Here is a 14112-nt window from a genome sequence, read left to right on the forward strand (position 1 = left end):
CCGTAGGCCGTGATCCGGCCCGGACGCCCGCGCCGACGGAGGTCTCCATGCCGAACGCCGCCGCTCCGCTCTCCGGCCGGGGGTCGCTCGACGACAAGTACGCCGCCGAGTCCGGCCGCGTCCTGATCTCCGGGGTACAGGCCCTGGTCCGGCTCACCTTGGAACAGCGCCGCCTGGACGCCGCGCGCGGCCTGGACACCCGGGTCTTCGTGTCCGGCTACCAGGGCTCCCCGCTGGGCACCGTCGACCTGGAGATGGGTCGCGCGGCGAAGTACCTGGACCCCGCGGGTGTGCTGTTCCAAGCGGGCCTGAACGAGGAGCTGGCGGCCACCGCGGTCGCCGGGACCCAGCTGCTCGACCAGGCCCCCGGCCGCCGCCACGACGGCGTGGTGGGCTTCTGGTACGGCAAGAACCCGGGCCTGGACCGGGCCGCGGACGCCATCCGGCACGCGATGCTGGCGGGCACCGCCCCGCTCGGCGGCGCGGTGGCCTGGATCGGCGACGACCCGGCGAGCAAGTCGTCCACCGTGCCCAGCTCGTGCGAGCCGATGGTGCAGAGCCTGGCGATGCCGCTGCTCGCCCCCGGTTCGATCGCGGAGATCCTGGAGTACGGCCTTCACGCGGTCGCGATGTCGCGCGCGAGCGGCCTGTGGACCGGCCTGAAGATCGTCACCGACATAGCCGACGCGTCCGCCACCGTCGACGTCGGCGGCCTCGCGCACCGCATCCCCGAGCCCGCCCGGGCCACCCGCGGCTCGGGCCGACCAGGGGCCCCGACGCTGGTCGGCCCGGCATCGCTGGACGCCGAACACGACATGCTGACCCGGCGCCTGGACCTGGCCCGCGCCTACGCCCGCACCGCGGGACTCAACCGGATCACCTTCGGGGCCCCCGACGCGACGCTCGGCATCCTCGCATCCGGCACCCAGCACGCGGTCGTCCTGCGCGCGCTCGCCGACCTCGGCATCGGCGAGGCCGAGATGGCCGCCCTGGGCCTGCGGCTGATCAAGCTGGGCATGCCGTTCCCGCTGGACCCCGCCGAACTCGCCGAGCTGACCGCGGGGCTCGGGCAGGTGCTGGTGGTCGAGGACAAGGTGCCGTTCCTGGAGGGGCACCTCAAGGAGGCGCTGTACCGGCGGGCGGACGCGCCGGAGATCGTCGGCCGCCGCGACGAGACCGGCAGGCCGCTGCTGACCGCGCGCGGCACGCTCGGCGCCGAGGACGTCGCCCGCGCGCTCGCCGCCCGGATCGGCGCCGACCGGCTGCCGCACACCGCCGCGGGGCACCTGGAGTCGATCGCCCCCAAGCGGGCGGCGCGGATCGCGCTGCCGATGGTGGCCTCGCGTACCCCGTACTTCTGCTCGGGCTGCCCGCACAACACCTCGACGCGCACCTCCGACGACACGCTCGTGGGCGTCGGCATCGGCTGCCACGTGATGATCGCGCTCGACGGCAAGAACCGCGGCAACCAGCTCGGCCTGACCCAGATGGGCGGCGAAGGCGCACAGTGGATCGGCCTCGCGCCGTTCACCGGCGACCGGCACTTCGTGCAGAACCTCGGCGACGGCACCTTCCACCACTCCGGGTCGCTGGCGATCCGGGCCGCGGTCGCGGCCGGCGTGTCGATGACCTACAAGCTGCTCTACAACGACGCGGTCGCCATGACCGGCGGCCAGCGCGCCGAAGGCCGCCTGGACGTCGCCACGCTGACGTACTGGCTCGCCCTCGAAGGCGTGCGCCGCGTCGTCGTCACCACCGACGACCCCAAGGCCTACCGCGGCCGGACGCTCGACCCGATCGCGTCGGTCCGGCACCGCGACGACATCCCGGCGGTCGAACGCGAGCTGGCGGCCCTGGGCGGCGTCACCGTGCTGATCCACGACGACCGCTGTGCCGCCGAAGAGCGGCGGCTGCGGAAGCGCGGGCAGCTCCCCACACCCGCCGAGCGCGTCGTGGTCAACGAGCGGGTGTGCGAGGGCTGCGGCGACTGCGGCGACCAGTCGACGTGCCTGTCCGTGCAGCCCGTCGAGACCGAGTTCGGCCGCAAGACCCGCATCCACCAGGCGTCCTGCAACTCGGACTTCAGCTGCCTCAAGGGCGACTGCCCGTCGTTCCTGCTCGTCGAGCCCGGCACCCGCAAGCGCCGCGAACTGCCCGCTCTTCCCGTGGAACTCCCGGAGCCGTCGCCGCGTTTCGCGTCGGACGACGTGCTCGTGCGAATGCCCGGCATCGGCGGCACCGGCGTGGTCACCGTGTCGCAGATCCTCCAGATGGCCGCGCACCTCGACGGCCGCCACGCGGCCGGCCTCGACCAGACCGGGCTCGCGCAGAAGGGCGGCCCGGTGGTCAGCGACCTGCGGATCTCCGCCAAGCCGGTGGAAGGCTCGCTGCGCGCCTCGCGCGGCACCGTCGACCTGCTCCTCGGCCTCGACCTGCTGGGCGCGGCGGCCGACGCCAACCTCGCCGCGGCCCGCCCGGGACACGCCGTCGCGGTCGTGAACACCGCGATCGTGCCGACCGCGGCCATGGTCACCAACCAACTCGCGGCGCCCGGTTCCCCGGACGACGCGATCGCCCGCATCGAAGCCACCACCGGACCCGCCGGGAACCTGTACCTGGACGCGCAGTCCCTGTCCGAGGCGCTGTTCGACGACCACATGCCGACGAACATGCTGCTGGTGGGCGCCGCGTTCCAGCACGGCTGCCTGCCGCTGAGCGCCGACGCCGTGGAAGCCGCGATCCGGCTCAACGGCGCGGCCGTCGACAAGAACCTCGCCGCGTTCCGCTGGGGCCGCGCGGCCGTCGTCGACCGCGACGCCGTGCACGCCGCGGTCGCCGTGCCGGAACCGGCCGTCGTAGCCGTCGGCGAGGACGCCCGTGCGCTCGCCGCCTCCGCGGGCTCGGGCGAGGCGCTGCGCGACGTGCTCGCCACCCGCATCGCCGACTTGGCCGGCTACCAGGACACGGCCTACGCCCGGCGCTACGCCGACGACGTGCGGCGCGTGGCATCCGCCGCCGCGGTGCGCACCGGAGAGGCGGACGGGGAGCGGATCGGCGTCGCGTACGCGAAGGGCCTGCACAAGCTCATGGCGTACAAGGACGAGTACGAAGTCGCCCGCCTCCACCTCGACACCGTCGAGAAGGCCCGGCGCGACGCGGAGTTCGGCGCGGACGCGGACGTGTCCGTGCTGCTCCACCCGCCGGTGCTGCGCGCGCTCGGCGTCAAGCGCAAGATCCGGCTGCGCCGCACCGCGGTCCCGGCGTTCCGCGCCCTGCACGCGGCGCGCGGGCTGCGCGGCACCCGGTTCGACGTGTTCGGCATGGCCGAGGTGCGCCGCGTGGAGCGGGAACTGGTGCACGAGTACCGGTCGCTGGTCGGATCGGCGCTGACGCACCTGACGCCGGAGACCGCGGACGCGGTGGCCGCGATCGCGGCGCTGCCGGACGTCGTGCGCGGCTACGAGGACATCAAACTGGCGCGCGTCGCGGAGTTCCGCACGCAGGCCCGCACAGCGCTGGCCGAGCTGGCGGCCGCGGCCCGGCCGGCGTCCGCGCCGGCCGCATCCGCCGCCGCACGCTGATCCACCGTCGTCCGTCCGTGTCCGTGTCCGTGTCCGTGTCCGTGTCCGTGTCCGTGTCCGTGTCCGTGTCCGTGTTCGTGTTCGTGTTCGTGACCAGGAGGCTCCCTTGGCCGTCGACCGCTTGCTGCCCACCGAGGAAGCGGAGGACCTGCTCGACCTGACCCGCGCGATCGCAGACCGCGAACTCGCGCCGCGGGCGGCCGGGCACGAGCGGGACGAGACGTACCCGGAAGGGCTGTTCGCGACGCTGGGCCGGGCGGGGCTGCTGGGACTGCCGTATCCGGAGGAGTACGGCGGAGGCGGTCAGCCGTACGAGGTCTACCTGCAGGTCCTGGAAGAGCTGGCCGCGCGGTGGGCGGCGGTCGCGGTGGCGGCGAGCGTGCACACCCTCGCCTGCTACCCGGTGGACACGTACGGCACCGAGGAGCAGCGCGCCACGTGGCTGCCGCGCCTGCTCGGCGGCGAACTGGTCGGCGGCTACAGCCTGTCCGAGCCGCATGCGGGCTCCGACGCGGCCGCGCTGACCTGCAAGGCGGTGAAGCACGAGGACGGCTATGCGATCACCGGCACCAAGGCGTGGATCACGCACGGCGGCCGCGCCGACTTCTACACGCTGTTCGCCCGCACCGGCGAAGGCAGCCGCGGCATTTCGTGCTTCCTCGCGCCGGGCCGCCACGAGCTGCTGACGTTCGGCAAGCCCGAGCAGAAGATGGGCCTGCACGCGATCCCGACCACGACCGCGCACTGGGACGGCGCGGTCGTCTCCCCCGACCGCCTCGTCGGCGCCGAGGGCCAAGGCCTGTCGATCGCCTTCAGCGCGCTGGACTCCGGCCGCCTCGGCATCGCCGCGTGCGCCACCGGCCTCGCCCAGGCCGCCTTGGACGCCGCGGTCGACTACGCCAACGAACGCACCACCTTCGGCCGCCGCATCGTCGACCACCAAGGCCTCGGCTTCCTCCTCGCCGACATGGCCGCAGCCGTCGACTCGGCCCGCGCCACCTACCTCGACGCGGCCCGCCGCCGCGACGCGGGCCGCCCGTACAGTCGCCAGGCGTCGGTCGCGAAACTCGTCGCCACCGATGCCGCGATGAAGGTCACCACCGACGCGGTCCAGGTCTTCGGCGGGGCGGGCTACACCCGGGAGTTCCCCGTCGAGCGCTACATGCGCGAGGCGAAGATCATGCAGATCTTCGAGGGCACCAACCAGATCCAACGCCTGGTCATCAGCCGTACGCTCGCCCGGTAACTCGCCTCCCGGGAAGGCCCGTCACACTTGCCGCCCGGCGTCCGTCATGGGGGTGACAACACAAGAACGCCGACGGCGGGAGCGACCATGACCGAGCAGGCCTTCACCCACGACTTCACGATGATGTACGTCATGCACGATGCCCTCCGCCGCGAACTGGGCCGGATCGCGGACATCGTGGCGACCGCGGACGACCCGCAGAAGGTCCTGCGGGAGTCGCCCGGGTGGGCGATGTTCAAGCGGGCCCTGCATGTCCACCACCACGCCGAGGACGAAGCACTGTGGCCGGAGGTCCGGGCGGCCGCGGCCGGTAATGCCGCGGATCTGGCGGTGCTGGACGCGATGGAGGAGCAGCACGCGGCGGTAGGGCCGGGGCTGCGGTTCCTCGACGCGGCGCTGGACGACGGCGAGGCCGGGGCGGCCCGGCTGCCGGTGATCGTGGAGCGGCTGGTCGCCGGGCTGGGCGGTCATCTCACCGACGAGGAGGAGCAGGCGCTCGCCGTGCTCGACACGTACGCGACGCCGGAACTCCTCGTCCGGTTCGGCGCCGAGCACAGTTCCCGGATGGGCGCCGACGCGCCGCGGTTCGTGCCGTGGATGCTCGACGGTGCCAAGCCGGAGTACGCCGAGACCGTGCTCGGCCGGCTCCCCGAGCCGGTCCGGCAGGCGTACGCGCAGCACTGGGCACCCGCCTATGCCGAAACGGAGCTGTGGATCCGCGGCTGAACGGGTGCCAATTGCCGGGTATGCAACAACTCTCCGCTACCTTGGTGCGCCGCGCGGCCGCAACGGCCGCCGGAGCACCTGGGGAGTTTGCACGTGTATGCGTCGTTGAAGCGCTGGCCTGCCGCGCTCGTCCTGGCGTTCGGTCTCACCGTCGGCGCGGGCGGCGCGCAAGCCGTCGCGGTCCCGGGTTCGGGCGCCTCGTGTGTCGGGGACGCCAAGCCGGGGCACCCGCGGAGCCTGCCCGAGGCGGAGATCTTCGCGACCGACAACACCGCCGTGATCACCGACCCGGGTGATCCGCGGCTGAACACCCGCCTCAACCGGTTCGCGTGCGACGTGCGGGCGACGATCCGGGCGCAGGGCGCCGACCCGGAGGCGTCGACGCTGCTGGACGGCGTGTTCTGGTCGAGCGACCTGCAGGCCGCGACCTACGAGCGGTCGCGGGAGTTCGACGTCGACGGCGTGACGTCCGCGCAGCTGCGGGACATCGCCGAGACGGTGCGCAAGCAGTACCGGCAGGAGTCCGTGCTGACGTTCGAATACCTGGCCGCCGACGCGCCCGGCGCGGACGCGCTGATCGCCGAGGTCCCCGGATTCGGCGTCCGACGCCTGCACGACGGGCTGCTCGCCGACCCGGAGGCCCGGGACACGCTCTACGGCGGTTCGGTGACCGTCCGCGGCGGCAAGCTCGTCCTCGTGGCCTCGCGCGCCGACGAGGGCGCGGTGCGGGGCTTCGTGGGCCGCCTTGGCGGCGACTGGTCCCAGGCGGAAGTACACTACGGAGCTCGCGAGTTCGTCGGCTGAGCGGGAACAAGGCCGCGTACCCGCGCGCGGTCGGGCCGGACATATCCGAGGTGTGTCCGGCCCGACCGCATCCCGAGAAGCCCCGCGCGGATCAGCCCGCGGTCAGGCCGCCGTCGTTGTGCAGGATCGCGCCGTGCACGTTGCGCGCCTCGTCGCTGGCGACGAACGAGAACATCGCGGCGATGTCCTCCGGCTGCGCCATCTCGCGCGGCACCATCGCGCGGCCGACGAGGTCCCAGTCGACGTCGCTCGGCATCTGGTAGTTGGCCACCAGGCTGGTGTCGATGCCGCCCGGCGCGATCGCGTTGACGCGCAGCGGCTGCTTGATGAACTCCCAGGCCAGCGACCGGGTGAGCTGGACGACGGCGCCCTTGCTCATGGTGTAGACGACGCTGTACGCGAGGCCCATGACACCGGCGTTGGACGCGATGTTGACGATGTTGCCCTTGCGCTCCAGAAGGTGCGGGATGGCGGCCTGGGCGAGGAAGAAGTAGCCGTCGACGTTGACGCCCATCATGCGCCGGTAGTCGGCTTCGCTGACCTCGAGCAGGTGCTCGGCGCGGGCTATGCCGGCGATGTTGCCGAGGACGTCCAGCCCGCCGAATTCGGCGACCGCGTCGGCCACCGCCGCGAAGCACTCGTCGCGCGAGGACACGTCGGTGACGCGCGTGGCGGCCTTGCCCGGCAGGTCGGCGCAGAGCTTCGCGGTCTCGGCGAGGGTCTCGGCGTTGATGTCGAGCAGGTACACGTTGGCGCCCTCGGCCGCCAGGCGCAGCGCGGTCGCGCGGCCGACCCCGGAGCCGGCCCCGGAGAGCAGTGCGGTCTTGCCGTCGAACCGGCCGGGAACATGGACAACCGACATGCGCTCACTCCCAATTGACGTGCTGTTAGTTGTGCTGCGGGGCCCGGCGCGGCGGAGGCGGCCAGTGCTCACGGATCGTGCCACAGGGCGGTGGCGGATTCCATGGTTGGTTTCGTGAGGAAGGGATCCGGTCAGACGGCCGCCAGGGCTTCGGTCGGGGGCAGGCGGGAGGCGCGGACGGCCGGGTAGAGCCCGGCGACGGCACCGATGACGAGGGTGGCGCCAAGCCCGCCGGCGGTGGCCCAGGCGGGGATGACCGCGTCCCAGTTGCGGGTGCTCGCGTAGCCGGTGGTCACGGCCATGCCGAGGGTGACTCCGGCGAGGCCGCCGAGGGCGGACAGCATGAGGGACTCGACGAGGAACTGGCCGCGGATCTGGCCGCGGGTGGCGCCGAGGGCGCGGCGCAGGCCGATCTCGCCGCGGCGTTCCAGGACGGTGATGACCATGGTGTTCGCGACGCCGACGCCGCCGACGAGCAGCGCGACGGCGCCGAGGCCGAGCAGCAGGCCGGTGAAGGCTTCGTCGGTGGCCTGCCGGGCGGCGAGCGCGTCGGAGGGGCGGGACACCTTGACCTCGTTGGGGTTGCGCGGGTTGGCGGTGCGGGCGAGGACGTCGCGGACGGCGGCGACCGCGGAGTCGGCGGTACGGGTGTAGACGGTGGTGGGGTGGCCGTCGAAGCCGAGGTAGGCGGCCGCGGCGGGCTGCCCGACGAGGGCGGCGGAGTCGAGTTCGGGGGCGAGCGGCACCGGGTCGAGGATGCCGACGACGGTGAACCAGCGTCCCGCGAGGTAGACGCGCATGTCGGGTCCGGCGCGGCCGATGCCGAGCCGGTCGGCGGCGGTCGCCCCCAGGACCGCGGCCGGGTAGCGCTCGGTGGCCGCGTTGAGCCAGGTCCCGCCCGCGAGCCGGGCGCCCACGGTCTCGGGCAGTTTCAGGTCGGCGGCCTGCACGGACAGGCCGCCGCTCTCCGCGGCCGGGATCCGGTCGTTGCGGTACACCTTGGCGTTCTTGACGGCGCCGGTGGCCGCGACCTGCCGGACGGGTCCGATGCGGGAGATCATCGCGGGGGCGTCGAGCGGCAGCGACGCCGTGCCGCCGCTCAGCGCGTTGCCGGGCGCCACGGTGAGCAGGTTGGTGCCGAGCGCGGCGAGCCGGGCGTCGAGGTCGGCCCGGCTGGACGCGGAGATCCCCGCGACCGCGGTCATCGCGGCGATCCCGATGGCGATGCCGAGCGCGGACAGGAAGACCCGCATCGGCCGGGTGCGCAGCCCGACGGCGCCGACCGCGGCGATGTCGCGGGGGCGGAGGCGGCTGGGGTGGTAGGTGGTGGTGGTCATGTCAGGCCTCCGTGCCGGTGGAGGCGAGTGCTCCCGGGTGGCTGCGGCTGTCGGGTGCGGCGATCCGGCCGTCGCGCATCGTCACCTGACGGGGCAGCGAGGCGGCGATGTCGCGGTCGTGGGTGATGACGAGGACGGTCGTCCCGGCCGCGTGGAGTTCCCGGAGCAAGTCCATGACGCCGTGCCCCGAGGCGGTGTCGAGGTTGCCGGTCGGCTCGTCGGCGAGCAGCAGGACGGGGTCGCCCGCGACGGCGCGGGCGATGGCGACGCGTTGGCGTTGTCCGCCGGAGAGTTCGTGCGGGAGGTGGTCCATGCGGTCGGCGAGGCCGACGCGTTCGAGGGTGGCTCGGGCGCGGCGGCGGCGTTCGCGGGGCGGGTGTCCGGCGTAGAGCAGCCCGTCGGCGACGTTCTCGCACGCGGTGCGGCCGGGGGCGAGGTGGAACTGCTGGAAGACGAAGCCGATGCGGTGCGCGCGGAGCGCGGACAGGCGGCGGTCGGACAGGGCGGCGACGTCGTGGCCGTCGATGCGCACGGTGCCGCCGGTGGGGCGGTCGAGGGTGCCGACGAGGTTGAGCATGGTGGATTTGCCGGAGCCGGACGGGCCGACGATGCCGAGGAGTTCGCCGTAGCCGACGGCCAGGTCGACGTCGGCGAGGGCGACGACGCCGCCGTCGTACTCCTTGCCCACCTTGGTGAGTTCGACGAGGTGCCGGGTGGGCTCGTTCACGACGGCATCCCCACGACGGTGCCTTCGGCGAGCCCCTGGCCGGACACTTCGACCCGGCCGCCGGCGAACATGCCCGTCTCGACCGGCACGAGCCGCGTGGCGGCCCCGTCGACGACCTGGACGCCGTAGCCGCCTTCGGCGAGCGCGAGCAGCGCGGCGACCGGCACGGTGAGCACGTTCTCGTGGCGCGAGGCGGTGAATCCGACGTCGATCGAGGCCTGGTCGAGCCCGGCCACCACGGTCTCGTCGTCGAGTGCGACGGTCGCCTTGAGCTTGGTGGTGGGCGTCGCCGGGGTGCCGCCGCTGTCCTTGCCGGGGTCGACGATCGTCGCCGTGGCGGTGATCTTGCCGGGGGCGGTTTTGCCGTCGGGCAGCTTCAGGGCGACCGCGGTGCCGGTCTTGGCGAGGCTCGCGTACGCCATCTCCAGTTCGACGCTGACCACCCGGCGTGTGCCGGTGTAGGTGAGCACGGCCTGCCCGGGCTGGACGGCGTCGCCGAGTACCGCTTTGTCCGTCTCCACGCGGAGTTCGCCGGGTGCGTAGTGCACGCGGCCGAGTTCGACGGTGCCGGTCTGCGTCAGCCCGTTGGCCTTCTGCCACTTCTTGACGGCGGCCGCCGTGCCGTCGGTGTACTTCGTGTCGGCGGTGAACCCGGTGTAGCCCAGCGCGGCAAGATTCTCCTCGAACTGCCGGACGTCGGGGCCCTCGGTGCCGACGGCGAGGTCCCGGTAGGCCGGGAGGCCGCCGTACAGCAGCAGGACGGGCGTGTTGTCGACCTTGTAGAGCGCCTTGCCGCGCACCACGGTCGACCCGGGCGCGGCCACCGAGGTGAGCGTTCCGGCGACTTTGCCGCCGTTGAGCGTCGCGGTGCCGCCGTAGTCGAGCTTGCCGGACTTGGTCGTGGTGTCGACGAGCGTCTGCCGGGTGACCGTGCCGGTCGCGGGCGGGAGCGTGCCGCGGGACGGCTTCGGGTCGTCGCTCTTCGCGGGCAGGCCGATGCCGGTGGTGGCCGCGGCGGCGGCGCCCGCGGCGAGGAGGGCGGTCACCCCGACGGCGATCCGGCCGGTACGGCGCTTGCGGCGGGGCGTCACGCGCCGCTCCCCGGGTTGCCGCCCGCGTTGCGAGTCGCCTTGCCGGCGCCGCCGCCGGGCGGCTGCGGCATGTACTGCGCGCAGGCCTCGTCCGCGGCCTTGAACTTCGGGTCGTCGGGGCCGAAGCCGAGTTGGTCGTTGTTGATCTGCAGCCCGCCGTTCGGCGCCGGGTCCGGGAACTGCGGGATGCCGTGCTCGCGCATGCACTTGGCGTACTGGCGGAGCTTCTCGGTGACCGCCGGGTCGACCTTCTGGTTCTCGCCGCCGTTCGGCATGAGGTCCTTGCACTTGCCCTGCGCCGCGTCGACGGCCTTGGGGTCGGTGCCTTCGGGCAGGTCGAGGGAGACGCCGCCTTCGCCGTTGAACTGCGGGTCGGGGAAGGCCGGGACGCCGTTCTGGCGCATGCATTGGGCGTACCTGAGCATGGCCTCCTTCTCGTCGCCCGGCTTGGGCGTCGCGCCGCCGCCCGCGGAGGCCGTCGCGGTGGGGCTGCCGACGGAGGCGACCCGGTCGTCGCCGCCACCGCCGCTTCCCCCGCACGCGGCGGCGAGGGGGAAGAACAGCGCCAAGAGGACACCCGCTTTGGTGCGTGTGCTCGTCATCGTCGGTCCTCGGTTTCGTCCGGCCGCCCGGTCGGCGGCGACGGACGCCATTCGAGCCGGACGCGCGTCGCCCGGCCGTCACCGTTTCCGTTGACGCGGACGTGACACGCCGCCCGCCACGATGGGCGGATGCGCATCCTGGTGGTGGAAGACGAACCGCTGTTCGCGGACGCGGTCGCGGAGTGGCTGCGCGGCGACGCGCACGCGGTGGACGTCGTCCACGACGGCGGCACGGCCCTGGAGAACCTTGCCGTGCACGACTACGACGTGGTCGTCCTCGACCGCGACCTGCCGGTCGTGCACGGCGACGACGTCTGCCGCTCGATCGCCGCCGGACCGGCGACCGCCCGCGTCCTCATGCTGACCGCCGCCGGCACCCTCGACGACCGGGTCTCGGGCCTCGCTCTGGGTGCGGACGACTACCTCGCCAAGCCCTTCGCCTTCCGCGAACTCGGCGCCCGCGTCGTCGCCCTCGGCCGCCGCGCCCGCCCGGCCGCGCCCCCGGTCCTGGACCGCGCCGGGATCCGGCTCGACCTGCACCGCCGCGAGGTCTACCGGGACGGCCGGTACGTCCCGCTGTCCCGCAAGGAGTTCGCCGTCCTCGCCGAACTCCTGCGCGCCGACGGGGCCGCGGTGTCGGCCGAACTGCTCCTGGAGAAGGCATGGGACGAACACACCGACCCGTTCACCAACGTGGTCCGCATGACGATCCTCAAACTGCGCCGGAAGCTGGGGGACCCGCAGGTGGTGGAGACGGAGGCGGGCGTGGGGTACCGGATCCGGTGACACGGCCGGCCCGGTTCGCGCCGCGCTGGGCGCGGCCCTCCCGGTGGGCGATCCGGGCCCGGCTGACGCTCGTCTACGGCGTGCTGTTCTTCCTCGCCGGGGTGGTCGTGCTCGCGGTGACGTATCTGCTGGTGTCGCAGCAGCTGCCGTCGGATTCCCAGGTCACGATGAGCGGCCCCAACGCACCGGCGCCACCCGCGGGCGGTGCTCCGGATCCGGGGGCGCAGTTCACCCACGCGTCGAACGGCAGCACACGCAGCGACGCGCTCAACGCGCTGCTCACCCAGGGCGGCATCGCGCTCGCCGCGGTCGGCTTGGCCGCGACACTGCTGGCGTGGCTGATCGCCGGACGGATGCTCCAGCCGTTGCAGCGGATGACCGACACCGCCCGCCGTATCGCCGAAGCCCCGGCCGCCGACCGCAACCTGCACGAACGCATCGCGTTGGCCGGGCCGGAGGACGAACTCAAGCGGCTCGCCGACACGTTCGATCTGATGCTGGCCCGGCTCGACCACTCGTTCGACGGACAGCGGCGGTTCATCGCCAACGCGTCCCACGAACTGCGGACGCCGCTGGCGCTGAACCAGGCGCTGCTGGAGGTCGCGGTCTACCGGCGGGACGCGTCGGACGACGTCCGGCACCTGGGCGAAACCCTGCTGGAGATCAACAGCCGCCACGAGCGGCTCATCGACGGGCTGCTGCTCCTCGCCCGTTCGGAACACGATGTGGTGGAAAGGTCGTTCGTCGACTTGGCGGACATCGTCGACCACGTCGCCTCGCAGGTCCTCTCCGGCGGGCCGGTCAAGGTCGAAGCCGATCCCGAGGAGGCCGCGACGACGGGGAACCCGGTCCTGCTGGAGCGCCTCGTGCAGAACCTCGTGGAGAACGGGATCCGGTACAACGTGCCCGACGGGGACGGCGGGTGGGTGCGGGTGAGCAGCCGCACCGCGGCCGACGGATGGGCGGTGGTCGAGGTCGCGAACACCGGGCCGGCCGTGCCGCGCTACGAAGTCCCGTCGTTGTTCGAACCGTTCCGCCGCCTCGGCGAGGAGCGGGTGGCGCGCCGGACTCCGGGCGCGGGACTGGGCCTGTCGATCGTCCGCGCGGTCGCGCGGGCGCACGGCGGCGAGGTCACGGCGGAGCCGCGGGACGGGGGCGGGCTGGTGGTCGTGGTGCGCCTGCCCGGCGCGTGATCGTCCTTCCACCCGCTCCGTTCCGAAAACCGAACACCGCGATCCCATATTCGAAGCCGCCTCTTGCGCTCTCCCCTCCCCCGCGCTACTTTCCGCCCCGGGAGATCGGCACGTCGAGAGGGACACAGCATGCGCGCGGTACGAGGCCTGGGCTCGTCGGCATCAGTCGAGGTCGTGGAGGTCGCGGACGCGCCCGCGGTGCCGGACGGCGACGTGCGGCTGAACATCGCGGCGGCGGGCATCTGCGGCTCGGACCTCGGCTACCTGGCGATGGGCAGCACGCTGCTGCTCGGCCACGAACTGGCCGGGGTGGGGCCGGACGGGCAGGCGTACGCGGTCGAGGCGATCTTCGGCTGCGGCACCTGCGACCAGTGCGGCGCGGGCCGCCGGAACCTGTGCCGGACCGTGGGGATGCGGGTGCCGGGGATGACCATCGACGGCGGCATGGCGGACACGTATGCCGTGCCCGCGGCCTCCCTCGTCCCGCTGCCCGACAGCCTCGCCCTCGCCGACGCGTGCCTCGTCGAACCGGCCGCGGTCGCCTGGCGCGCGGTGCGCCTCGCGGGCTGCGCCCCTGGCAGCCGCGTCGCCGTCATCGGCGGCGGCGCCATCGGCCTCCTCGCCATAGCCGCCGCCCAGGCCCAAGGCGCCGACGACGTCGCCCTGATCGCGCGCCGCGCCGAACGCATCACCGCCGGCGAACGCCTCGGCGCGCTGCCCGCCAAGGGCGAGTACGACATCGTCATCGACGCGGCCGGGACCCCGGACGCGCTCGCCGACGCGGTGAACCTCCTCGCCCCGGGCGGCACCCTCTCGATCGCCGCCCTGCACGCCGACACGCTGCCGCTGCCGTTCCTCCCGGCGTTCATCAAGGAGGCCCGCGTCGTCACGTCGATGGCCTACGGCACGGCCCCCGACGGCACCCGCGACGTCGACGCCGCGGCGGGCATGCTCGCGACCCGACCGGACATCCCGGCAACGGTCATCACCCACCGCTTCCCGCTGGACGCCGCCGCGGAAGCCTTCCGCGTGGCGGCGGACCGCGGAACGGGCGCGATCAAGGTGGTGCTGGAGCCGTAGGGGGTCGACGGGCGGTCGGCAGCCGACTACGCGGCTGACGTGCCCTGCCGGGCAATTCGGGCGGCAGGCGCTGATAC

12 protein-coding genes are annotated in these 14112 nt (G+C 73.5%); 7 read left to right on the forward strand and 5 right to left on the reverse strand.

The annotated features are described in order from the left end of the window. Window positions 1–47: 47 nt before the first annotated feature. From ABEA93_RS10055 to ABEA93_RS10070, 4 genes are all read left to right on the forward strand, one after another. Complete coding sequence (locus tag ABEA93_RS10055; RefSeq protein ID WP_345675032.1) at window positions 48–3581, forward strand: indolepyruvate ferredoxin oxidoreductase family protein; 3534 nt, start codon at window positions 48–50, stop codon at window positions 3579–3581. A 106-nt stretch (window positions 3582–3687) separates the two neighbouring features. Then, the gene (locus tag ABEA93_RS10060) at window positions 3688–4827 is read left to right on the forward strand and encodes an acyl-CoA dehydrogenase family protein (RefSeq protein ID WP_345675033.1); all 1140 of its coding nucleotides are present in this window, start codon (window positions 3688–3690) and stop codon (window positions 4825–4827) included. Window positions 4828–4914: 87 nt separating this feature from the next. After that, window positions 4915–5553 (forward strand): hemerythrin domain-containing protein, encoded by a 639-nt coding sequence (locus tag ABEA93_RS10065; RefSeq protein WP_345675034.1) that lies wholly within the window; start codon window positions 4915–4917, stop codon window positions 5551–5553. 93 nt (window positions 5554–5646) lie between these two features. Further along, window positions 5647–6357 carry a hypothetical protein gene (locus tag ABEA93_RS10070; RefSeq protein WP_345675035.1) on the forward strand — a complete coding sequence of 237 codons (711 nt, stop codon included), beginning with the start codon at window positions 5647–5649 and terminating at the stop codon, window positions 6355–6357. Between the two features lie 91 nt (window positions 6358–6448). On the opposite strand, the gene ABEA93_RS10075 is transcribed toward ABEA93_RS10070, so the two are convergent. The 5 genes from ABEA93_RS10075 to ABEA93_RS10095 form a co-directional block, all read right to left on the reverse strand. Further along, complete coding sequence (locus ABEA93_RS10075) at window positions 6449–7219, reverse strand: SDR family NAD(P)-dependent oxidoreductase (RefSeq protein WP_345675036.1); 771 nt, start codon at window positions 7217–7219, stop codon at window positions 6449–6451. Between the two features lie 131 nt (window positions 7220–7350). Next, window positions 7351–8556, reverse strand: a complete 1206-nt coding sequence (locus tag ABEA93_RS10080) for an ABC transporter permease (protein WP_345675037.1) — start codon at window positions 8554–8556, stop codon at window positions 7351–7353. Between the two features lies 1 nt (window position 8557). Beyond that, entirely contained in the window at window positions 8558–9283 is a 726-nt protein-coding gene (locus ABEA93_RS10085; RefSeq protein WP_345675038.1) for an ABC transporter ATP-binding protein, read from the reverse strand. Next, window positions 9280–10374: an efflux RND transporter periplasmic adaptor subunit gene (locus ABEA93_RS10090; RefSeq protein ID WP_345675039.1), complete on the reverse strand. Its 1095-nt coding sequence runs from the start codon at window positions 10372–10374 to the stop codon at window positions 9280–9282. The genes ABEA93_RS10085 and ABEA93_RS10090 overlap by 4 nt, the downstream gene beginning before the upstream one ends. Next, window positions 10371–10976 carry a hypothetical protein gene (locus tag ABEA93_RS10095; protein ID WP_345675040.1) on the reverse strand — a complete coding sequence of 202 codons (606 nt, stop codon included), beginning with the start codon at window positions 10974–10976 and terminating at the stop codon, window positions 10371–10373. Before ABEA93_RS10095 ends, ABEA93_RS10090 begins: the two co-directional genes overlap by 4 nt. A gap of 129 nt (window positions 10977–11105) precedes the next feature. Between ABEA93_RS10095 and ABEA93_RS10100 the strand changes: the two genes are divergently transcribed. The 3 genes from ABEA93_RS10100 (at window position 11106) to ABEA93_RS10110 (ending at window position 14035) form a co-directional block, all read left to right on the forward strand. Next, window positions 11106–11762, forward strand: a complete 657-nt coding sequence (locus ABEA93_RS10100) for a response regulator transcription factor (RefSeq protein WP_345675041.1) — start codon at window positions 11106–11108, stop codon at window positions 11760–11762. Further along, complete coding sequence (locus ABEA93_RS10105) at window positions 11759–12955, forward strand: sensor histidine kinase (RefSeq protein WP_345675042.1); 1197 nt, start codon at window positions 11759–11761, stop codon at window positions 12953–12955. Before ABEA93_RS10100 ends, ABEA93_RS10105 begins: the two co-directional genes overlap by 4 nt. A 129-nt stretch (window positions 12956–13084) precedes the next feature. Further along, entirely contained in the window at window positions 13085–14035 is a 951-nt protein-coding gene (locus ABEA93_RS10110) for a zinc-dependent alcohol dehydrogenase (RefSeq protein WP_345675043.1), read from the forward strand. Window positions 14036–14112: the final 77 nt, after the last annotated feature.

Source organism: Yinghuangia aomiensis (genome assembly GCF_039542225.1).
GTDB classification, from domain to species: domain Bacteria; phylum Actinomycetota; class Actinomycetes; order Streptomycetales; family Streptomycetaceae; genus Yinghuangia; species Yinghuangia aomiensis.

Bases quoted from the DNA above. Each gene is read 5' to 3' on its own strand.
- ABEA93_RS10095 (WP_345675040.1), bottom strand. From the start codon at position 10,976: ATGACGAGCACACGCACCAAAGCGGGTGTCCTCTTGGCGCTGTTCTTC.
- ABEA93_RS10055 (WP_345675032.1), top strand. From the start codon at position 48: ATGCCGAACGCCGCCGCTCCGCTCTCCGGCCGGGGGTCGCTCGACGAC.
- ABEA93_RS10075 (WP_345675036.1), bottom strand. From the start codon at position 7,219: ATGTCGGTTGTCCATGTTCCCGGCCGGTTCGACGGCAAGACCGCACTG.
- ABEA93_RS10065 (WP_345675034.1), top strand. From the start codon at position 4,915: ATGACCGAGCAGGCCTTCACCCACGACTTCACGATGATGTACGTCATG.
- ABEA93_RS10080 (WP_345675037.1), bottom strand. From the start codon at position 8,556: ATGACCACCACCACCTACCACCCCAGCCGCCTCCGCCCCCGCGACATC.
- ABEA93_RS10100 (WP_345675041.1), top strand. From the start codon at position 11,106: ATGCGCATCCTGGTGGTGGAAGACGAACCGCTGTTCGCGGACGCGGTC.
- ABEA93_RS10110 (WP_345675043.1), top strand. From the start codon at position 13,085: ATGCGCGCGGTACGAGGCCTGGGCTCGTCGGCATCAGTCGAGGTCGTG.